Source organism: Snodgrassella sp. W6238H11, from assembly GCF_016100525.1.
GTDB classification, from domain to species: domain Bacteria; phylum Pseudomonadota; class Gammaproteobacteria; order Burkholderiales; family Neisseriaceae; genus Snodgrassella; species Snodgrassella alvi.
Window position 1 is genome coordinate 556,902 of sequence record NZ_JACFSH010000002.1, and the last position, 22,296, is coordinate 579,197.

General features: G+C 39.2%; 21 protein-coding genes. 11 read left to right on the forward strand and 10 right to left on the reverse strand.

Going from position 1 to position 22,296, the window contains the following annotated elements:
- Positions 1-54: 54 nt before the first annotated feature.
- On the reverse strand, positions 55-1,422 hold the full coding sequence (gene yegQ, locus H3V00_RS05910; protein WP_078474241.1) for a tRNA 5-hydroxyuridine modification protein YegQ: 1,368 nt from the start codon (positions 1,420-1,422) through the stop codon (positions 55-57).
- A gap of 196 nt (positions 1,423-1,618) precedes the next feature.
- Between yegQ and recO the strand changes: the two genes are divergently transcribed.
- The 9 genes from recO to tssH all read left to right on the forward strand — a co-directional run bounded on the left by recO (position 1,619) and on the right by tssH (position 12,210).
- The gene (gene recO / locus H3V00_RS05915; RefSeq protein WP_078474242.1) at positions 1,619-2,350 is read left to right on the forward strand and encodes a DNA repair protein RecO; all 732 of its coding nucleotides are present in this window, start codon (positions 1,619-1,621) and stop codon (positions 2,348-2,350) included.
- 581 nt (positions 2,351-2,931) lie between these two features.
- Positions 2,932-3,435 carry a type VI secretion system contractile sheath small subunit gene (gene tssB / locus H3V00_RS05920; RefSeq protein WP_025330951.1) on the forward strand — a complete coding sequence of 168 codons (504 nt, stop codon included), beginning with the start codon at positions 2,932-2,934 and terminating at the stop codon, positions 3,433-3,435.
- 21 nt (positions 3,436-3,456) lie between these two features.
- Entirely contained in the window at positions 3,457-4,989 is a 1,533-nt protein-coding gene (tssC, locus tag H3V00_RS05925; protein ID WP_037392136.1) for a type VI secretion system contractile sheath large subunit, read from the forward strand.
- A 64-nt stretch (positions 4,990-5,053) separates the two neighbouring features.
- Positions 5,054-5,317, forward strand: a complete 264-nt coding sequence (locus tag H3V00_RS05930; RefSeq protein WP_025330949.1) for a PAAR domain-containing protein — start codon at positions 5,054-5,056, stop codon at positions 5,315-5,317.
- 27 nt (positions 5,318-5,344) lie between these two features.
- Entirely contained in the window at positions 5,345-6,688 is a 1,344-nt protein-coding gene (gene tssK, locus H3V00_RS05935; protein ID WP_078474412.1) for a type VI secretion system baseplate subunit TssK, read from the forward strand.
- Positions 6,678-7,319: a DotU family type IV/VI secretion system protein gene (locus H3V00_RS05940; protein WP_171991476.1), complete on the forward strand. Its 642-nt coding sequence runs from the start codon at positions 6,678-6,680 to the stop codon at positions 7,317-7,319. The genes tssK and H3V00_RS05940 overlap by 11 nt, the downstream gene beginning before the upstream one ends.
- 8 nt (positions 7,320-7,327) lie before the next feature.
- Positions 7,328-8,938: an OmpA family protein gene (locus H3V00_RS05945; protein ID WP_198206811.1), complete on the forward strand. Its 1,611-nt coding sequence runs from the start codon at positions 7,328-7,330 to the stop codon at positions 8,936-8,938.
- A 34-nt stretch (positions 8,939-8,972) separates the two neighbouring features.
- Positions 8,973-9,458 carry an Hcp family type VI secretion system effector gene (locus H3V00_RS05950; RefSeq protein ID WP_037392137.1) on the forward strand — a complete coding sequence of 162 codons (486 nt, stop codon included), beginning with the start codon at positions 8,973-8,975 and terminating at the stop codon, positions 9,456-9,458.
- A 61-nt stretch (positions 9,459-9,519) separates the two neighbouring features.
- Complete coding sequence (gene tssH, locus H3V00_RS05955; protein WP_198206810.1) at positions 9,520-12,210, forward strand: type VI secretion system ATPase TssH; 2,691 nt, start codon at positions 9,520-9,522, stop codon at positions 12,208-12,210.
- 453 nt (positions 12,211-12,663) lie between these two features.
- Here tssH and H3V00_RS05960 read toward each other — a convergent pair whose 3' ends face one another.
- Together H3V00_RS05960 and H3V00_RS05965 are read right to left on the reverse strand one after the other, a co-directional pair.
- Positions 12,664-13,893: a hypothetical protein gene (locus H3V00_RS05960; RefSeq protein ID WP_198206809.1), complete on the reverse strand. Its 1,230-nt coding sequence runs from the start codon at positions 13,891-13,893 to the stop codon at positions 12,664-12,666.
- Between the two features lie 309 nt (positions 13,894-14,202).
- Entirely contained in the window at positions 14,203-15,405 is a 1,203-nt protein-coding gene (locus H3V00_RS05965; RefSeq protein WP_198206808.1) for a hypothetical protein, read from the reverse strand.
- Between the two features lie 289 nt (positions 15,406-15,694).
- Between H3V00_RS05965 and H3V00_RS05970 the strand changes: the two genes are divergently transcribed.
- Positions 15,695-15,910 (forward strand): DUF4177 domain-containing protein, encoded by a 216-nt coding sequence (locus tag H3V00_RS05970; RefSeq protein WP_025330941.1) that lies wholly within the window; start codon positions 15,695-15,697, stop codon positions 15,908-15,910.
- Positions 15,903-16,118: a hypothetical protein gene (locus H3V00_RS05975; RefSeq protein ID WP_198206807.1), complete on the forward strand. Its 216-nt coding sequence runs from the start codon at positions 15,903-15,905 to the stop codon at positions 16,116-16,118. The genes H3V00_RS05970 and H3V00_RS05975 overlap by 8 nt, the downstream gene beginning before the upstream one ends.
- Before the next feature lie 323 nt (positions 16,119-16,441).
- Here the strand turns inward: H3V00_RS05975 and xerD are convergent, their stop codons facing one another.
- The 7 genes from xerD to H3V00_RS06010 all read right to left on the reverse strand — a co-directional run bounded on the left by xerD (position 16,442) and on the right by H3V00_RS06010 (position 22,254).
- Positions 16,442-17,341: a site-specific tyrosine recombinase XerD gene (gene xerD, locus H3V00_RS05980; RefSeq protein WP_037392951.1), complete on the reverse strand. Its 900-nt coding sequence runs from the start codon at positions 17,339-17,341 to the stop codon at positions 16,442-16,444.
- Entirely contained in the window at positions 17,335-17,793 is a 459-nt protein-coding gene (locus tag H3V00_RS05985) for a methylated-DNA--[protein]-cysteine S-methyltransferase (protein WP_198206806.1), read from the reverse strand. Before H3V00_RS05985 ends, xerD begins: the two co-directional genes overlap by 7 nt.
- Positions 17,786-18,232, reverse strand: a complete 447-nt coding sequence (locus H3V00_RS05990) for a peroxiredoxin (protein WP_084550013.1) — start codon at positions 18,230-18,232, stop codon at positions 17,786-17,788. Before H3V00_RS05990 ends, H3V00_RS05985 begins: the two co-directional genes overlap by 8 nt.
- A gap of 36 nt (positions 18,233-18,268) precedes the next feature.
- On the reverse strand, positions 18,269-18,652 hold the full coding sequence (locus H3V00_RS05995) for a hypothetical protein (protein WP_198206805.1): 384 nt from the start codon (positions 18,650-18,652) through the stop codon (positions 18,269-18,271).
- Positions 18,653-18,723: 71 nt separating this feature from the next.
- Positions 18,724-19,962 (reverse strand): MFS transporter, encoded by a 1,239-nt coding sequence (locus tag H3V00_RS06000; protein WP_037392964.1) that lies wholly within the window; start codon positions 19,960-19,962, stop codon positions 18,724-18,726.
- 11 nt (positions 19,963-19,973) lie between these two features.
- Complete coding sequence (gene ttcA, locus H3V00_RS06005) at positions 19,974-20,903, reverse strand: tRNA 2-thiocytidine(32) synthetase TtcA (RefSeq protein WP_198206804.1); 930 nt, start codon at positions 20,901-20,903, stop codon at positions 19,974-19,976.
- Between the two features lie 109 nt (positions 20,904-21,012).
- Positions 21,013-22,254 carry an aspartate kinase gene (locus H3V00_RS06010; RefSeq protein WP_025330933.1) on the reverse strand — a complete coding sequence of 414 codons (1,242 nt, stop codon included), beginning with the start codon at positions 22,252-22,254 and terminating at the stop codon, positions 21,013-21,015.
- Positions 22,255-22,296 lie beyond the last annotated feature (42 nt).

Consider the following 22,296-nt stretch of genomic DNA (forward strand, 5'->3'; position numbering starts at 1 on the left):
CGGATAATAAAAAAGCCATAGTGTAATATCACTATGGCTTTTTCAGAAGCTAATTTAATTAGCTTCTGCCTGGGGAATAATGCGTGCAATCAGTGCATTATCTTTGCCAAGCATCTGTGGAATTTTTACTTCAATTCCGTTTCCGGAAGCCACTTCTACCGGATAGCCCTTACGTGTCATTGCTTCAAGGCGGATAATCTGATTACCGCCCGGATGAATAATTTCCAGCTGGTCACCAAGGCTGAATTTATTTTTTACCTCAATGGTTGCCCATCCTTCAGAATCAACAGCCGTAACTTTGCCTACATACTGACTTTGTTTTGATAAAGAATGCCCAGAAAGGTAATTCTGGTACTCTTGTGTCTGATGTCGTTCCAGAAAACCAGTTGTATAACCCCGGTTGGCCAATCCTTCGAGTTCTGCCAGTAAGCTATAATCAAAAGGTTTACCTGCAACTGCATCATCAATAGCACGCCGGTATACCTGTGCTGCCCGGGCTACGTAATAGACTGATTTAGTCCGGCCTTCTACTTTTAAAGAATCTACACCGATTTCTGCCAGTTTGGCGACTTGTTCTACCGCGCGTAAATCTTTGGAATTCATGATATAGGTGCCATGCTCATCTTCCATTATGGGCATCATATCACCAGGCCGGTTTGCTTCTTCAATCAGATAGACTTTATTTGCCAGCGGGTGACGTTGCTGGTCATTTAAGCCATATAATGCATTATCAGCCAGACTTTTCGCCTGATTAAAGTCAAAATCGGGTAATAATTGAGCATCGCCGCTGTCGCTATCAGCCGTATTATGTACTTTATAATCCCAGCGGCAAGCATTAGTACAAGTACCCTGATTAGGATCACGATGATTAAAATAACCGGAAAGCAGGCAGCGGCCTGAATAGGCAATACACAAAGCTCCGTGAACGAATACTTCCAGCTCAATATCCGGGCATTGCTGCCTGATTTCGGCAATTTCATTAATACTGAGTTCGCGCGACAGAATAATACGTTCTATGCCGATACTTTGCCAGAACTGTACCCCCCATGCATTGGTGGTATTAGCCTGAACGGATAAATGAATCGGTATTTCCGGCCATTTTTCACGCACTTTCATAATAAGACCCGGATCAGCCATAATCAGCGCGTCTGGCTGCATAGCAATAATCGGTTCCATATCGGCCAGGTAAGTTTTCAATTTTGCGTTATGTGGCAAAATATTACTGGCCAGAAAAAATTTCTTTCCGCGTGCATGTGCTTCAGTAATACCCTGTTCCAGTACTGGCAGATGTGCAAATTCATTATTACGTGCGCGCAGAGAATAACGCGGTGTGCCGGCATAAACAGCATCTGCGCCATAATCAAAGGCTGTGCGCATCCGCTCCAGTCCACCAGCGGGCAATAATAATTCTGGTGCTTTCATGGGTATTTAAACTTTCCTGATTATTTCGAATACATTCAGGCAGCCGGCTTTAAAATAGCCGGCTGTTTAAAATAGCCGGCTGCCTGAAAAATATAGTCTATATTGTTAATAGAATTATCCGCTTTTTCCTGTACATGGTCAATTGCATGCCATAACCGGCTATAATTGAAAAATCTACATCTGACATAAAACGGCTATGTCTAATAATCGCATCAATCATCAACCTGCTTTTTTGCTCACCTCCCGTCCATGGAGTGAAAGCAGTCTGCAAATTGAAGTATTTTCCCGGGATTATGGCAGAGTAGTGATGCTGGCGCGCAGTGCGAGGCGCCGGCAAAGTGAATTGCGAGGTGTACTCGTTCCTTTTGTGCCCCTACAGCTATCATGGTATGGGAATAATGAATTGAAAACTCTGCACCGGGCAGAATGGATAGGCGGCTGGCCTCAGCCTCAGAATCAGGCGTTATTCAGTGCCATGTATGTAAATGAGCTGGTACTAAAACTAACAGCCCGGGAGGATCCGTTACCTGATGTTCACGCGGCACTACATACCGTACTACAACATATTTCAAACGGCGAACACTTATCTGCACTGCGTTATTTTGAGTGGTCATTACTGCGTGCTTTAGGTATTGCTCCTGATATTAGTCAGGATAGTCAGGGGAAGGAGATCATTAATCATGAACGCTACTGGCTGCGTGCCGAACATGCCCCTGTTTTATTGATGCAGGCACAGATGTCAGCGCAGGAAAATGGTATTGTTGTTCACGGACACACTCTGAATGCATTAAATAACCGCTCACTAGCTGAACAGCCTGAATGGCATACCGAGGCCATAAGGCTGACACGTATGCTTCTGGATTTTCGTCTGCCTGAAGGTATCCTTAGCCGGCGTGTATTAAAACAATTGCAGCAATATACCGTATAGGAATAAAGAAACCTGGTTTGAAAAATAAAAAAAATGAATTCACAATTAGATTATAGTTTTTTTCTATAAAATTTTATTTTATGATCAATAAAATAATTATATTTTTTTGGTTAAATTGAATAAAAAATGTTCAGAACATTATCAGCTGAAAATTATATTTCATTTAAAAAATAATTATTTACATATATCCAATAAAAGAAATCTTTACAATAATTTTAAAAAATTTAATATTTATTATGGCTAATATTTAACAAATTTTTTTCATAGATAAAATTTATGAAAAAAATTGGTTAATAAACGACAGATGAAATGATTTTTGTAATCAATATAGCATTAAATTTTATAAAATTATTTACTTGGTAACCAAAATAAGTCAAAATAAGTTAAAACATGTATATATAGGCAGAATAAAATTTAATTTAACTTCCAATTAATTTAAAGCTGTTGTAACTTAATTATTATTAAATTTTTAAAACAAAATTTATTGAAAATTTTCATTTTGCTTTATATTCCGTATCAAAACGCAGTAATGTAATGACTCTGATCTGTTATCAGTATTCAAATTTCAACAAGGAGTAATCATGTCAGAAAGTTTTCAGAACGAAGTACCACCAGCACGTGTCAATATTAAACTGGATTTACATACAGGAGGTGCTAAAAAACAAGTTGAATTACCTTTGCGTTTATTAGTGGCTGGCGATTTCAGCTTCAAAGAAAGCGATACTCCGCTGGCAGAACGTGAAAAAGTTTCAATTAATAAAAACAACTTTGATGCAGTGCTTGCTGAAATGAATCCAGCCGTAAAACTGTCTGTTCCAAATGCTCTGGCTGATGATAATTCCGAAATTCCTGTGAATCTTGAATTCAAATCAATGAAAGATTTTCATCCTGAACAGATTGTTCAGCAAGTACCTGAACTGAAATCGTTGCTAGCTATGCGAAATCTGCTGAGAGATTTGAAGTCCAATATTCTGGACAATGCAGTTTTACGCAAAGAACTGGAAAAAATTCTGCAGGACAAAAACCTTTCTGATGAGTTGCGCAAAGAACTTGAAGCAATCTCACCGATCATTTCTAAAGAATAAATACCGCAGAGGAAAATAAGTATGCAAAAAAATGTGCAGAATGCTGGTTCCGTTAAAAAGGGAAATGCTGTTCAACAGTCTGTTTATGAATCATTATTTGATAAAATAAATCTGAATACCGTCTCTACAGCTCCGACTTTTGACCATTACACCAATAATACAGCATTATCTGAATCTGCTACCAATGAACGTATCTCAGTAGCGATAAACGTATTCCTGAAAATGATTCAGGACAGTGCCCAAACTGTAGACAGATTGGATAAATCCTTACTGGATTTCCATATTGCCAAGCTGGACAAATTAATCAGTAATCAGTTAGACAATATTCTTCACCATCCTGAATTTCAGGCAATTGAGGGTACATGGCGTGGTCTGAAATTTTTAGTAGACCGTACCGATTTCCGTCAAAATGTCAAAATTGATGTACTTGATGTTTCAAAAGATGCTCTGATTCGCGATTTTGAAGACTCACCGGAAGTCATCCAAAGCGGTCTGTATAGCCATACTTACATTAACGAATATGACACCCCGGGCGGACAGCCTTTTGCCTCAATCATTTCGGCTTATGAATTTGACCGCTCCCCTCAGGACATTGAGCTGCTCAGAAATATTTCAAAAGTTTCCGCTGCTGCACATATGCCATTTATTGGTTCTGTAGGCCCTCAATTCTTTGGTAAAGAAACAATGGAAGAGGTTGCCTCAATCAAAGATATCGGCAACTACTTTGACCGTGCTGAATACATCAAATGGAACAGCTTCCGTAATACTGATGATGCCCGCTATATCGGTCTTACTTTACCGCGCTTTCTGGCACGTTTGCCTTATGGCAGTGAAACAGTACCGGTACGCAGTTTTAATTATAGTGAAGAAGTTAAAGGCCCTGATCACAATCGTTATTTGTGGGCTAATGCCACCTTTGCATTTGCAGCCAACATGGTAAGAAGCTTTATTAAAAATGGCTGGTGTGTTCAGATTCGTGGCCCGCAGGCTGGTGGACTGATTGAAAACCTGCCAATTCATTTATATGATCTGGGTTCCGGCGCACAAATGAAAATTCCGACGGAAGTATTAATTCCTGAAACACGGGAATTTGAATTTGCCAATCTGGGTTTTGTGCCATTATCGTTCTACAAAAATCATGATTTTGCATGTTTCTTCTCTGCAAATTCAACACAAAAACCAGCCCTGTACGATACTAAAGAGGCGACAGCCAATAGCCGTATCAATTCACGTCTTCCTTATATTTTCCTGCTGTCACGTCTGGCTCATTATCTGAAACTGATTCAGCGCGAAAATATCGGTATGACAAAAGACCGGCGTGTTCTGGAAGTAGAAATGAATAACTGGATACAGAATCTGGTTACAGAAATGACTGATCCAAGTGATGAGCTGCAGGCTTCACATCCGTTACGTCAGGCAAAAGTGGTAGTAGAAGATATTGAAGATAATCCGGGTTTCTTCAAAATTAAACTATTTGTCATTCCGCACTTCCAGATTGAAGGTATGGATATTAATCTTTCATTAGTATCTCAAATGCCAAAAGCTAAAAAATAATCCGGTATAAGCGAAAAATCTACCGATAGTTCCCTATCGGTAGATAACCATAAAGGATTGCTAAATGTCACGCGCTATTATTTGTAAGGGAGATACCACTACACATGGTGGGGTAGTACTTGAAGGTGATCCTATCGCAAAAATTGAAGGAAGACCGGTAGCACGTAAAGGCGATAAAGTTAGTTGTCCGAAATGTAGTGGTACTCATTACATTGTAGAAGGTGATCCCAAGCTAACAGTAAAGGGGCGTCTTATGGTTCTCGAAAACATGAAAACCAGCTGTGGTGCTCGATTGTTATCCAAACAATCATTAGCTAAATGTGAATAATCTATCTAATTTAGAACAGGTTGTAAGTTGAAAATCATCAATCCGATTTGGTACGAAGGTACCTTACTGCTGCCACAAATTTTCCAGCAACAGGAATTACTGCAACAGGCAAATGCCTTTAGCATAATGCAGTGTACGCGAATTATGCCATGGGGCGTAATGCGTATGGAAATAGACACTAATAGTCTCACTCTGAAAAAGCTTAAATTATCGGATTGTGCAGTATCATTTCAGGATGGTACTTGGTTTGATTCACAGCAGATGCAGTTTCTGCCGCCTGCCCGTGACTTGTCACAACTACCGGATGACATACTCGAAACAACAGTATATTTAACATTACCAGAACTAAATACCGTAGGCAGTAATCTGCTTGAAAACAGCAGTAATGCACCACTACGATTTTCTAAACAGTTTGTTTCGGTTACTGATCTTTACGGTAGCCAGCAAACAGAAATTGCAGAAAAAAGATTGAATTTCAGCCTGAAATTCTCTCATGAGAACCGTCAGAATTTTTTGGCAATACCCATTCTTCGTCTGATTAAAAATCAAAATAATATCTGGCAGCTTGATGCACAATATATACCGCCAATATTCTTTATTGGCAGCAATATTTTTCTAATGGAGATGCTGTCAAGACAGATACAAATTCTGCTTAATAAAAGTCAGCGTCTTGGTTCATTACGAAAAGAACGTAATCAGCAATCAGCAGACTTTCTTGTATCCGATATTTCATTATTTTGGCTGTTGAACATACTCAATCAGTCTATACCGGAAATGGTGCTGTTACAAACACATAAAAATATTGCACCAGAAAACTACTACATCTTACTGGCACGTTTGGTTGGAAGTCTGCTGTCGTTTTCAATTGAATCCAGTATCAAAGACATACCGCAATATGATCCATTTAATTTAGGTACAACATTCATCCGGTTAAATGAAATGCTTATAGAGCTGCTGGATACAGTTATACCTACAGTACTGGTACTGGTGGATCTTGAAAAAGTTGGTAATACCCGCTGGATTGGTCATCTGTTAGATGCACGTTTGGATGAAAACACAGATTACTATATTTCTGTTCGTGCCAGTGTTCCGTTATATGAACTTCAGGAACGCTTTCCGAAACTATGTAAGATTGGTTCTCCTGATGATGTTGAGCGAATTCTGCCGTCAGCATCCAATGGTATTCCATTAAGAATGATGCAGCGTTTACCCAGCGCATTACCCATGCGTTCAGAAGCTACCTATTTTGCATTAGATAAGTCGCACCCGGGCTTTAAAGCCATGATAGCAGCCAGATCATGCTGTATTTATTCACCTAATTCATTTGATGGATTAAATATCGAATTATATGCGGTGCCAAATGAAGAATAACGAAATTCCAGATTACGTACGGGAAAATTTACGTAATTATATTTTATTTGTAACGCGGTTAAGTTTAGGGCATGCCATTCAGGATATGGATGAAGTGCAGTTGCTTGCTATTCATTTTGTTTCAGAGTTTGATCAGAAACTGAGTGAAAATCACCTGCCTGAGCATGAGCGAAAACAGATAAAGTATGCATTGTTTGCACTTGTTGATGAGCTTGCCTTACGCTTTTTAGATAGCAAAAGTAAATCAATTTGGGAAAACAGCCCGTTACAGGTATCCCAATTTGGTGAGTATGATGCTGGTATACAATTATTTGAAGATATTCAAACTGAATTGCATAAACCGGATCCTTCATTCTGGCTTTTAAGTGTTTGGCAGCTGGTATTTGCTCTTGGATTTAATGGTAAATATTTATTTGAAGAAACACATGCTCGAAATGAACTCATTACCAAAATTGATTCGCATTTGCCTGAAATAATCATTCCTTCACTTCAGACTAATCGAAGATTGCGCCCGATTACTATACGTTCTTTTTCGACAGTGAGCTGGTGTTTAGCTTTTCTGGTGTTCACTGTGGTTATATATCTGGTGCTGAATAAATATCTCAGTAATCTGGTTGCCAGTATTGGATAAGGTACCAAATGAGTAAACGCATTTATTACACATTACTGCTTGTCTGGATTGTTTGCCTGTCGCTATATTTTATCTGGCAAATTTGGGATATATACTGGGTAATCAAAATATGCTTGAGTATACTTATAGTACTGGCATGCGGATTTCTGTGGTATCAGAATCAATTTTGGTTTCGTAAGCAAAGTGCAGCAAGTCTGTACAATATACCTAAATCCCAGCGCATCATTCTCGTAGCAGGCGATGATATATCTGATTGGATAGAATCTTCTGAACGTTGGAGACTGTTGCGTGATTCAATGTGGATCAGGGTAGAAGACTGTGCGCAGTTAATCAGCATTTATCAGAATCTGGATGAACAGAATAAAATTGCTAACGGTATATTTCTGATACTTAATCCAGATAAATATCCTCATGTGGCAGCATTAGAGCAGCGTATTTCACAATGGCGGCAAGAAATCGAAACCATTCAGGCTTCATACAAACGTTGCCTACCGCTGACATTGGGTATCCATACCGATCTGCTTAATGAAAATCTTGATTACTGGCCTGAAAACAATAGTAACCATTTGTGCAGGGAGCGTACAGATGTGCAAGAGTACTTTTCCTGTTTACAAAAACAATTGGATAGCAGAGCAGCATTGAATGCCCGACAGCCGGAACATCTGGACTATACAACTACATCCACACTTTATCTGAATCAGCAATGGCTTAGTAAATATGTGATTAAAAATTTGTTACCGGAAAAATCATATCGTTATTCTCTGTTTATGATGTCATGTGTCTGGTTAAACAGTTTCAATACTAATCAGCAAGCAGGCTGGCGTAAATTTGAAATTGAAAAAACAGGATTTGTTAGTCCGACTCATGTTTTTACAGTTAACGGTCTGAAAAATTTTCCGGTTATTGAGAATAGCTTTGTTCGCCAGCATTATTTAAGTAAAGGTGCAAAATATCTGTGCTACGCAATTGACTGTTTCCTGATGTTCATTCTTATTGGTACCGAGTATTCGTTTGTTCAAAATAAAAAATGGCTGCAGGAAGTTATTGCTGCTCATCAGCAATATATAGCAATACCTCAGCACCTTGAAAATGAACGTATAGATAGTATTAAAAATTTAAAAATCATTCAGCAGACCTTACAGGATTATAAGACATTCGGTGAGCCCAGAAGAATGGGATTTGGTTTATATCATGCTACTGAATTATTACCAGTTATCAATAAAGACATAAATTCTTTCCAGATAGAGAAGCAGAAAAAACAAATTATCCGTTTAGATACCACAGCATTGTTTGACGTGGGTCAGAGTCAGCTTAAAGCGGATGCGAAACTGGTTTTACAAGGGGTTTTAACCTGGGTACAGGCAAACCCGAATAAAAGAGTACTAATAGATGGTCATACCGATAACACCGGAAATGCCGCCAGCAATAAAACTCTGTCATTTCATAGAGCTGAAGCTGTACGTGACTGGCTAGTGAGTGCATCCACCTTTCCGGAAGACCATTTTACTGTACAGGGATATGGGGATAGTAAACCCATAGCAACCAACGACGACCCGCAAGGGCGTAGTAAAAATCGTCGTGTCGAAATTACCTTGGTTGATATGAATCATACCGACTAATGTAATATTTATTAACTAATTAAAGGATATTCATATGGCAATTCCTGCTTACTTATGGATCAAGGATGACGGTGGTTCAGAGGTTAAAGGCTCTGTAACTGTACAGAATCGTGAAGGCACAGTAGAAGTATTGGCATTCGATCACGAAGTTTATATTCCTACTGACGGCAATACCGGTAAACTGACAGGTACTCGTGTACACAAACCTATTTCCTTTGTAAAAGAATATGATGCTTCTTCACCATATCTTTACAAAGCAGTAACTAATGGTCAGAACCTTAAATCCCTGGAATTTAAATGGTATCGCATTGACGATGCAGGTCAGGAGAAAGAATATTTCAACACCCTGCTAGAAAATGTGAAAGTAGTGGCTGTGCGTCCTAAAATGCACAACATTAAAGAAACCAGTAAAGAACGCTATAACCATCTTGAAGAAGTGGAATTGCGTTACGAAAAAATCACCTGGGCTTACAAGGATGGCAATATTGTTCATTCCGACAGCTGGGTTGAGAACCGTTAATTTTAATTAACTCAAGGCGCACGCATCTGTGCGCCTTTTTATGTATTTAGCCGGAGCCGTAATGAAAGATTCAATGCAATTATTAAGAAAACTCAATGAAAATTGTGCACGGGCACTGAATGAGGCTGCTAACTTCTGTTTAAGCCGTGGCCATCATGAAATATTGCCTGAACATTTTCTCGTCAAATTACTTGAAACAGATAATAATGACCTGAATCTCTTATTGCGCCAGAACGAAATCAACGTCAACCGTTTGTGGGATGACTTGCTGGCCGGACTGGATAAACTGCCCTGGCAGCGAGTACCTCAGAAACCTGAGCTTTCACGCGCATTACTTAAATGGATAGAACAGGCATGGATGCTGGCATCTATTGAACACGGACAGGAAGAAGTCCGCTCATTGCATTTGCTTGAAGCTATCCAGAAAATTCCTAGCATCTTTACACTTACAGATTTATGGCAGTTACTGATATTCAGAGCAGGACAACTGGCTGAAGCAGGACGATGGCTGGATAAATACTCAGTTGAAGCAAACACAGAAAATGATGCGATCTTCACCAAGAGAATAGATGCCGATAGTAAAACAGCAGAACCTGCTGAAACACCGGCCACACAGAATATACTCAATACCAGTAACTTACAGGATAAACAATCGCCGGCAGAACAGGAAGCCTTGTCGCGCTTTACCATCGATCTTACTCAAAGAGCCAGAGACGGATATATTGATGCAATTTTCGGGCGGGATGAAGAAATCAGCCAGATAGAAGATATTTTGAGCAGACGGCGTAAAAATAATCCAATATTGGTTGGCGAACCGGGAGTAGGTAAAACAGCACTTGTTGAAGGGCTGGCATTGAAAATCGCCAATGACGAAGTGGGCAGCCATCTGAAAAATACCCATATTCTTGCTCTTGATATGGGACTGTTACAGGCTGGTTCCGGCTTGAAAGGTGAATTTGAGCAGCGTCTGAAAACGGTAATCGAAGCCATTCAGCATGCTTCTGAACCAACCATCCTGTTTATAGATGAAGCTCATACCATTATTGGTGCCGGTAATCAGGCCGGAGGGTCTGATGCAGCCAACTTACTCAAACCTGCACTTGCCCGTGGTCAGTTGCGCACTATCGCAGCAACCACCTGGTCTGAATACAAACAATATTTTGAAACCGATGCTGCTCTTGAGCGCCGTTTTCAGCCAGTAAAAGTAGATGAACCGGATGATGAAAAAGCCTGTCAGATGCTGCGCGGTATTGCTAAACTCTATGCAGAACATCATCAGGTGCATATTAAAGATGATGCGATTAAAGCCGCTGTTACATTGTCACGCCGGTATTTACCGGATCGTCAGCTTCCTGATAAAGCCATCGATTTACTGGATACCGCTGCAGCTAAAGTCAGACTTGGTATGCAAACATTACCACTGAATCTGATTAAAAGAATCTCCCTGCACAGCGCACTTCAAGAAGAAATCGACCGTCTGCAACAGGATATTCTTCTCGGACACCAGATAGATAACGAAAGATTGGAGCAGTGCCGGCAGCAGCTACAGCAATTAGATCAGGAAATAGAAGAAGAAAAACAAAAATTTGTTCAGGAACAGGAAGCTGCTCAGGCAGTACTGGATGCGCGTACAAAAGATGAGCATAAAAGCAATCTGCATACACATAATCAGTCTTTTCAGCAATTGCAGCAAAACATTAGCCTGGATGTGGATCAGCAAGTCATTGCCAGTGTAATTAGTGAATGGACAGGCATTCCTGCCGGTCGCATGCTGGATGATGAAATTGAGCGTCTGATGACCTTATCTGAACAGCTTAACAGTGAGGTAATTGGTCAGGAAGACAGCGTTAGTAGTATTGTTAATCATATTCGTACCCAGAAAGCCGGACTTGGCGAACCCAACAAGCCGCTTGGAGTATTCCTGTTAACAGGTACATCCGGCGTTGGTAAAACCAGAACAGCCAAAGCACTGGCCAGATCACTTTTTGGTAGTGAAGACACAATGATTACCATCAATATGTCTGAATATCAGGAATCACATACAGTAGCTCAGCTTAAAGGTGCGCCTCCGGGATATGTGGGCTATGGCAAAGGCGGAGTCCTTACTGAAGCAGTACGTAAGCGTCCTTATTCAGTAGTACTGCTAGATGAAATAGAAAAAGCCCATCCGGATGTGCTTAATATTTTCTATCAGGTATTTGACCAGGGTGTTATGCGAGACGGAGAAGGGCGCATCATCAACTTCAAAAACACCATTCTGTTGATGACATCCAATCTGGGCAGCGAAGCTTTACAAAATGCTCCTGATGCCGATTTACCAACCCGACTGGAACTGGTCGATCAGCCCATCCGGGAAGTTCTTGCTCCTGCTTTGCTCGGGCGTATGAATGTACTGGCTTTTCGTCCGTTATCTGCTGACGATATGCAGATTATTATCCGTCAGCAACTAGACCGCATTGCAGCTAAAATTGCAGCTCAGTTTGCTGTTACCTGTGAGTATAGTAATACACTGGTAGCGGCGCTGGCGCAAACAACAGCCGGTCATGATTTGGGCGTACGCTATTTTGAACAGATGTTGCAGCAGCAAATTGTCCCCGAACTGGCCAGACAATTATTGCTGGAAAAGCAGCAAGGTCAGAATAGTGCCTATATCCAGCTTGATTTGGGAGAGCAAGGCGTAGTCATCACTTTGAGTGATGAACCATTAAAAGAGGTGGCAGCTGAAACAAATAGCGAAAATCAGCCAATATAACTTTTAATCACCGAATATAGTAAAAAGGGCAGATTTAAGTAAGTATATGTCCTTTTTACTATTCATATATCAGCATATTAGTTTTTAATTTGGCTATACTTTGAAACTAATAAGCTACAGATTGAATTATTATCGAATAAAAATTGTGTTTGAATTAAATTACCCAGATTCTTTGTTTATATTTTGTTTGTAAATAGACGAATTTATATTTGCCAAAATGTGTACTGAGCCATTTAGGCATAAGTATTTGCAGTTGGTTTGTTATATATTAAACGTGTAGAGTAGTTTATTATGAATAACAATAGAAAAATCAGTTAAAGTATACCCTGCGTGATTAATTCAGTCTTTATCCATATTTTGACATAACATTCAGAAAAAATTATCAATATAAAATAGCCAGTATGTTTTAGTATACTGGCTAAAAATACTTGAAACTGATAAATTGAATTTTAATTAATTGAGCTCAGGTCGAGACATTATATTAATTGAATTCTGCGGCGTAGGTGGCTGCATAGTAAATTTAGGGTTTGTTGTGTATTTTAGGTGGATTTTGGTATCTATTTTTACTGTTCCATCTATACTTTCCACCTCCTTAGGAAATGCTAGCTGTTCACGGATGCCTATAATTCTTCCTTTCAAATCAAAATAATAATTATATTGTATGGGGTTTTGATTATTTTTGAATTGCTTTATAACTCCAAAATAGGGATTTTTAAAAACGCCGCTGTCATCAGAATCATGTTCATCAAAAAAATAAGAATTAAAAGTAGAAGTGAATTCGTCAATTATATTTTGTAATGCAGCATAATCCTCAGGTTTATATTTACTATTCTGATCAGCTTTGTCTGCAGCCTCTTTTAAAGCCTTTGAAAGGCTTTCAAGCATTGTATTATCAATTTTCTGCATTAGAGCGTAGTCTACATTCAGATTAACCTGATACTTTGCTTTCAGTGTTTTTCCATACTCATCAACGTTTACTTTTTTGAATGCATCGCGATCAATTGCTGCATAACCATCATCAATTGATTTTGGTAAGCTTTTTAACAGATCGGATAAAGGCATATTTTTTATTTGAGATTTTAGTACAGCTAATTGTAAATATTTGTCACCAATTACCATTCTAGTATGAGGTATTTTATCTAGCAAATGTGTAATAGCGGAAACATCTGTGTATAGAGATAGATTTTTGAAGTCTATATAGGTAGGAAATTTAAAAGAAACCAGTACATTTTTGTTTTCATAACGAACTTCCGGAATTATTTCCATTTGCCCTTTTCGTATATCTATAGCACCGGTAAAGGGTACAGAAAAAGATTGACTGAATTGCTCAAAAAAGGGCGCCAGGGAATTTTTTTGTTTTGGTTCATTATCACCATCGTCGTCATCTGCTTCTGTTTGAGGTAGTGGTTTTGATGAAGTATTTAGAAGCTTGTTATGTGTTTCATTAGTTTTAATTATTTCAGATGTATCAGAAGAAATTTCATTTTCATTGTTTGTATTAGAATTAATATGATACTCTCCTTGAAAAGAACCACTGAAGTTCAAGCGATTATCTTTTAAAATCATTTGCTGGACACCAGCCCGCACCATTTTATCCGGAGAATTGTCATTTATGTGGCTGCATGCTGAAACTATCCCAGCTACCGTCAATGTTAATATTATTTTTGTAAAATTTAACCCCATAAAATTTCCTTTGAATTAACCGATTTTTTGTTAGTTGTTATTTTATTTGTAAATATATTAACTTATGTTTACCAAATATATACCGTTGAGCTTATGGTATCTGTATTTGCAGACAGTTTGGTATACATCAAATGAGAAGGTAATTTTTATGACAATATTATAAAATTCACTCAAGGTATACTTGTCGTGATTAATTTTATCAGGATTTATGTTTTTGAATTAATATATAATAAATAACTTATCAATGAAAAAAGCCAATATGTAAAACATACTGGCTAAAAAATTTAAATCAGATAAGAAAATTAATCATTACCAACCAAGACGAGCCCCTATATTGATTGAGTTTTGTGGTGTAGGCTGCATGGTAAATTTAGGGCTTCCGGTGTAATCCATTCGAACTTTATAATCTATTCTGATTGTTCCTTTTGGCTCTTCCATACCTGTTATTGCCATTGGAAGGTCAGTCTTAAAGCGTACACCTATAATGCGACCTTTTGAATCAAAGTAGAAATTATTTACCATTAGATTAGATTTATTTTTGAGCTGCTCTAAATAAGCACCCATAGGAGTATCTGCAAGAGCATTATCACTATCGGAATAAATTGAAGCTAAAGCGTCAATTATATTCCCCAGTAAAGCGTAATCTTCTGGTTTATATTTATTATTCTTATCAGCCTTGGCTGATGTCTCTTTTAGAGCCTTAGAAAGACTTTGTAGAAGTACAGTATTATATTTAAGGCTTGAAGCATAGTCTGTATTCAGATTAACCTGATATTTTGCTTCCAGTGTTTTTCCAAATTCGTCGACATTTACTTTTTTGAATGCGCTCGGATCAATTGATGCATAACCGTCATCTACAGATTTAGGTAAGCTTTTTAATAAATCTGCTACAGGTATGTGTTGTGCTTTATCCTGCGGTACAGCGAATTGCATATATTTGTCACCAATTACCATTTTATTGTTAGGCATAGTGTCTGACAAATGTGTAATTGCAGAACCATCGAGATATAAGGACAAATTATTAAAATCTAAATAGGTAGGAAATTTAAAAGAAATTAGTACGTTTTTATCTTCATAACGGACTTCAGGAATCACTTCCATCACCCCTTTTTTCATATCTACAGCACCAGTGAAAGGTACGGAAAAAGATTTACCGAATTGTCCTAAAAATTGCCCTATAGATTTGTTATACAAATCCATTTGTTTGCGGTGATACTCTGTTAATTCTGCAGTATCATCATCATATTCTTCTGATACAGAGGCTTCTGATGCAGAAACTTCAGATGCAATTGTTGGTTCAGTTATTTCTGAAGAGCTTTTATTCTCATTATTTTGAATAATAAATTCTGTCTGATAAGAACCACTAAAATTAAATTGATTGTCTTCTGTCATTATGCGCTGAATACCAGTGCGCACCATTTTGTCAGGGGATTTTTCAGTTTTATTACCACATGCCGAAACCATACCGGCAACAGCCAGCATTAATATTATTTTTGTAAATTTCAATCTCATAAGAGTCCCTTAGTTTAATAAGCAAAATATATTGTTAATAATTGTATTTTAATTGTAATAAAATGACCAGAAAAAATTAATAAATTACAATTCTAATCAGATATTATAACGAGAACATTATCTATTTCAAGGTTTTAAGCTGAGCATCTATTAAAACCATTTTAAAAAAGTTATTGCAAAAATAAATTAAATTAATGATAGTAAATATAAATTATAAATTGTTTTGTTGAGAAAAATAATTTATAATTCATAAAATTTTTATAAATTTGGTTTAAATTTTGGAGTTTTTATGAAAGAATATAAAGTTGTTATTTATCAGGAAGGTGCTCTGGCTTCTATGTTTCTGGGCGCGGCAAATGCAGATCCTGTAAAATTTTCCAACTTTCTAAATCGAAATGCTAAAGAAGGATGGCGTGTAGTAACAATGGAAAAAGATATGCGTCGTCTATTTTTATTGTGGAGAAGAGAAGCTTATTTATTAGTAATGGAGAGAGATATTGGTTAAAAAAGCCGGATTAGGATGCCTTTATATTTTCATATTCTGGTGTGCTTTACTGATACTGGAATTATGGTGGGATATTTTTTCTGCTGAATTTTTTCTAAAAATATCTATATCTTTAGCAATTTTATTCTTTGCTTTGTTGGCGATAGCCGTGGTTATTGATCAGTTGAACTCAGATAAAAAGCTAAAAGATAAAAATTATTTAGAATAATATTTATTTTGTACTTGAAAATCCAAGTTTAATATTAAATAAACTAGTTAAAAATTTAAATGATTTCGAATTTTTTAAATTAAGTATAAATATTAGGTAATTTATTATTTCACTTGGTTTATCTTTTTCTAAGTGGTTAATATTTTTGTTTTAAAATTAAATAGCTTTGTCATTTAATTTGATTAAGCTTATAAAGTGTTATTCATTTGCGCAGCATATACCAAGTTGTGAACAGTTTTTTATTACTTCTTCAATAAATAAAAACAAAATTTCTGGATTTATAATCTCTTACTCTATACAAAGCAGAATAAACAAATAATTTTTTATCCACGCGGATGATGCTGATGCACAATCTGTTTTAGGCGTTCATTGGCAACATGTGTGTAAATTTGTGTTGTGCCGATATCAGCGTGTCCCAGAAGCAATTGCACTACACGTAAATCTGCACCATGATTCACGAGATGCGTAGCAAAAGCATGACGCAAACCATGCGGGCTAAGATGATGGATGCCGGCTGCACTAGCATATTTGGTCACAATCATCCAGGCCAGCTGCCGAGTGATGGCTGTTTTTTTCTGACTGACAAATACTGCATCACAAGCACGTCCTTTAAGTAAAGCAGGGCGGGCATCTGTAAAATAATTTTCCAGCCAGTCGGTTGCTTCTTCCCCTAATGGAACCATACGCTGTTTATTTCCTTTTCCGATGGTACTTAACAGGCCGTTTTGTAAATCGATTTCATTGATTCGTAAATTAACGGCTTCGCTAACCCTCAATCCAGTAGCGTACATAAGTTCCAGTAAGGCTTTATCACGCAGACCCAGAAGGGTTTTGGTATCCGGGGCTGCCAATAGAGCATCTATCTGTGTTTCGGAAATAATATCCGGCAAGTATTGGCCTTTTTTAGGCATTTGCAGCTGTTCGGTAGGTATATCCTGACGGCGGTTATATTCATGCATCCAACTGAACAGACGTTTACAGGCTGATAATGCCCGTGCCTGTGAAGATGGTTTTTCACTAGGGATAAATACAGCAGATGCAAGTGACAAGGGATCTACATTCAGCCAGTTCAGATGTTCGGCTTGTATGCGACGAGCAATTTTATTCAAATCCCGCCGGTAACTTTCCAGTGTATTGAATGCCAGCTGCTCGCTAAGCCAAAGATGTTCGAGCAATGACTCGATTGGTTCGAGTAGTTCTGCCGGTAAAGTATCATTTACCATGTTGCTCCTTCGTGTTTAAGCAGCCAACGCTTTATATTTAGTTCAAAAGCATTGGTACTGAGGCTGAACCCTCCCAGACCACTGGCTGATACAACCCGATGACAAGGAATAATAATTGGTAACAGGTTTTTACCACAGGCCTGACCTACGGCTCTGGGTGAACTGTTTAGCACACGCGCGATATCTCCGTAAGTGGCAATCTGACCATAGGGGATATCGGCAATAACCTGCCAAACTTTTTGCTGAAATGCAGTGCCGTCAGTGGAAGGAGGATAGTTAAATTTTTGCAGGCTGCCATTAAAATAGGAGTCAAGCTGCTTTGCCCAGAATCCAGTCAGGTTAGGTAAGGCTTCGGAAAAGGGTGTTTGCCAATGGATAGCCTTTAATTTTTGCTCAGGACTGAATTCCAGTTTTAATGAGCAGCAGGGCGCTTGATATGAGTAACTAGGCATGCTGTTGCAGTGTATTTAAAACAATTTGGGCGTGACCGGCCGCTTTAACTTTACGCCATTCCTGTGTAATTTGCCCGTCCTGATTCAGGATAAAGGTACTTCTTTCAATACCGAATACTTTTTTACCATACATGTTTTTCTCTTTAAGTACATCAAATTGTCTGCATACTGTTTCTTCACTGTCTGAAAGCAGGGTAACGTTGAGTTCATATTTGCAGATAAAATTATGATGGCTTTTCATACTATCACGGGAAATACCAATCACGTTATAGCCCAGTTGTTTGAATTGGGGCAGTAAAGCACTGAATTCCTGAGCTTCGGTCGTACAGCCCGGTGTGCTGTCTTTCGGATAGAAATAAACCACAGCTGGTAAATGTTCTGCAATATTAAAGTTATTGCCTTCGGTATCTGGAAGTGTAAACAGCATAGATTGAGACATTATTTATTTTCCTTTGTATGTAATGATTACTTTGATTTAATCGCGAATAAAAGCCGTAATCAGAGGAACATCGCCAATTAGACGGCTGCAGTGTCCATGAATATTTGAGTCGAAGGTAATGCCTTCAGGTAAAGTGTCGGCAGAATAAAAATGTTCTCCGGGACTAAAGCGGCGGGTACTACCATCGCGCAGTCCGATTTCCATCACTCCTTGCAATACTATCAGCCATTGTGGTTTACCAGTGCAGTGAAAATCACTTTTAAAACCCACCGGACTGTAACGTAATTGTAACCCTTCTGCATTAAACCAAGGTGATAACTGGCTTTTTTCATTACCTTCGTTTAATTCAATTTTTTCTTCTTTGAAGCGGGCAAAACCATCATTTCCGGTATATAAAATTACTTTAGTGAATGTTGTCATAATTTCTACTCATGGCCTAATGGTAAAAAAATCAGTGCAGAGATATATATCTGCACTGAAAGAATAATAAATCAGCCTATAACACCAAGATTGTCATCATTGGACGGGGTATTATTGTGTTTGGGAAGCAGCCATAAAGTGGCAATGATGTCCAGAAGGTAAATAGATGCCAGCAAGCATAAGGCAACATAAAATGACCATTCTTTGACCAGAAAACCGATAACCAGCGGCCCTAATCCGCCAATGCCACGACCCAGATTAAATAATACATTCTGGGCAGTTGCACGCACATGCGGGGGGAAGTTATCAGAAATCAGTGCTCCATAGCCGCCAATCATGCCATTGACAAATAAGCCCATAATGGCACCGCATATCAGTAATGCAGTGGGGTCCTGCAACTGTGCATATTGTGCCACCATGATAAAAGAACCAATCTGGTAAATCAGAAAGATTTTCCAGCGGGCAAAATGGTCGGCCAGAAAACCAAACAGCCAGATACCGATAATCATGCCAATAACGGTGACCGCAGTCCAGTTGCCGGAATCTGTAAGGCTGAATCCGAGTTTTTTGGCAAGATAACTGGGCATCCAGATCATTAAACCGTAATAACCGAAATTTTGTACGGCGCAAAGGATAAATATGCCCAGACTGGTTTTAGCTGTCTGACGGTCTTTAACCAGTAATTTAAGACGTGCAGAAAATGACAACTCACCATTTGCTTTATGTTCGCGGGTAAATTGTTCCGGTTCGTTGGTATCATGACGAATAAAATAGGATACGATAGCCGGAAATAATCCTACGACAAACATGCCGCGCCAGCCGATATGCTGCAGCAGGAATGGTGTAATAAAAGTAGCCGCCAATACACCCAGCTGCCAGCCAATACCGACGAAAGCTGATGCGCGATTACGTTTTGATGCAGGCCATACTTCTGCAATCATAGCCATACCGATACCGAACTCTCCGCCCAGCCCCATACCGGCCAGAGCCCGGTAAATAAGCAGGTCGTAATAACCTTGTGCAACCGCACACAGACCAGTAAAAACGGCAAACATGAGAATGGTTAGCGATAACATGCGTATCCGGCCGAAGCGATCACTTAAATGTCCGAAAACGATACCGCCGATAACAGAACCAATTAATGTCCATGTTACCAGTGAACCTGCCTGAGAAGTATTCAGTCCGAGATCAGCACTGATGGCGCTGAGCATAAAACCGAGTATCAGCAGGTCAAAACCATCCATGGCATAGCCACTGATAGCGGCAACCATAGCTTTTGCAGGAGTTAATTTTTTTCTTGGTTGTTTCATAAGGGGACTTACTATCGAGAATCTAAAATGTTAATAACAGTTTTGCCTGCACCGGCAGGCTGATTAATATCACCGGTCTGTGCTGGTGTTGTAATTGGAGAAAAATGTTCACGGTCAAAGGCAATATCGCCGCCATGTGGCAGTTGTTGTCCACGTTGCAAGCCGGCAAAATTGAATAAATGATAATCAGCCAGATGCGAGGGTACGATGTTTTGCATGGCCGAAAACATGGATTCAATGCGCCCGGGAAACTGTTTGTCCCATTGCTGGAGCATATCTTTGATAACCTGCCGTTGCAGGTTGGGCTGTGAGCCGCACAGATTGCATGGAATAATTGGAAATTCCAGCATTTGTGCATACCGGATCAGATCTTTTTCTTTAACATAGGCTAATGGTCTGATGATGATATGCTCACCGTTATCTGACAGCAATTTGGGCGGCATGGCTTTAAGTTTGCCTCCGTAAAACATGTTCAGAAACAGGGTTTCCAGAATATCATCGCGATGGTGACCTAAAGCAATTTTGGTACAGTTATTTTCTTTGGCTACCCGGTATAAAATACCGCGTCGTAAACGGCTGCACAGACCACAGGTAGTTTTGCCTTCATCAATTACCCGTTTGACTACGCTATAGGTGTCTTCTTCAATAATTTGAAACGGAACGCCAATACTTTGCAGATAATCCGGCAGTATATGTGCAGGAAAACCAGGTTGTTTCTGGTCGAGATTAACTGCAAGAATTTCAAATTGTACTGGTGCAGATTTTTGTAATCTGAGCAGGATGTCCAATAATGCATAGCTGTCTTTACCACCGGAAAGGCAAACCATGATTTTGTCGCCGTCTTCAATCATCTGAAAATCATTAATAGCAGCGCCAACCTGATGACGAAGTCTTTTAATCAGTTTATTGTTTTCGTATTCGCGTTTTGGTGTATGAGACATGGATACAGCACTAATTTATGCAAATACCTGCAATTGTACAATAATTAAAGGCCGGCAGATGTGACTTAGCCGGCCTGTGTTAATTTTTACATGAATTAAAAAGGAGTTTTCAGCCTTTTTTTACTGGTTCTTTATCAAGCTCAAACACTTGGTGCAGTACACGGGTGGCCAGCTCCAGATATTTTTCATCAATTAACACGGACACTTTGATTTCAGAAGTAGAAATCATCTGGATATTGATATTTTCTTTAGCCAGAGTACGGAACATGGTAGAAGCAATGCCAACATGTGAACGCATGCCCATACCAACTATTGATACTTTACATACGGTATCATCGCCGCAGACTTCACGCGCTCCTATTGTTTTCTGCACTTCATGAAGAATATCCAGCGTATTCTGATAATCACTGCGTGGTACGGTAAAGGAAAAGTCTGTGGTTCCTGCTGAGCCGACATTCTGAATAATCATATCCACTTCAATATTGGCATCGGCGACAGCTCCCAGTATCAGTGAAGCCATTCCCGGCGTATCCGGTACCCCGCGCACATTAATTCGTGCCTGATTTTTATCAAAAGCAATACCGGATACTGCCGCATGTTCCATCATATTCTGATCCTCTTCAAATGTGATTAATGTGCCATTACCGCTGTTTTCCAGACTGCTTAATACGCGCAGCCGCACTTTATATTTACCGGCAAACTCTACTGAGCGGATTTGTAATACTTTACTGCCCAGACTGGCCAGTTCCAGCATTTCTTCAAATGAAATGGTATTGAGACGGCGCGCTTCCGGTACGACACGCGGGTCGGTGGTGTATACGCCATCCACATCAGTATAGATCTGGCATTCGTCTGCTTTCAGTGCTGCTGCCAGTGCTACTGCTGAGGTATCCGAACCGCCACGACCCAGAGTGGTAATATCATTGTTGGCATTAACACCCTGAAAACCGGCTATGATAACAACTTTACCGGCATTGAGATCTGTGCGGATGCGTATCTCATCAATCGCATCAATGCGTGCTTTGGTATGAGCGCAATCGGTTTTAACGGCTACCTGCCAGCCTGTATAGCTCTTTGCGTCTACGCCAATGCTGTGCAAAGCCATGGCAAGCAGACCGATAGTGACCTGTTCACCCGTTGATAAAACAACGTCCAGTTCACGCGGATTGGGCTTTTCCTGAATTTCATGTGCCAGTGCAACCAAACGGTTGGTTTCTCCGCTCATAGCGGATACAACCACTACTACATCATCACCATTGGCTCTGGCTTGTGCTACACGACGAGCTACATTTTTTATACGTTCAACTGTTCCAACTGATGTACCGCCGTATTTCTGTACGATTAACGCCATAATACTGCTTGCTTTCCGGGTTGTTATAATGTCAAAAAAGGA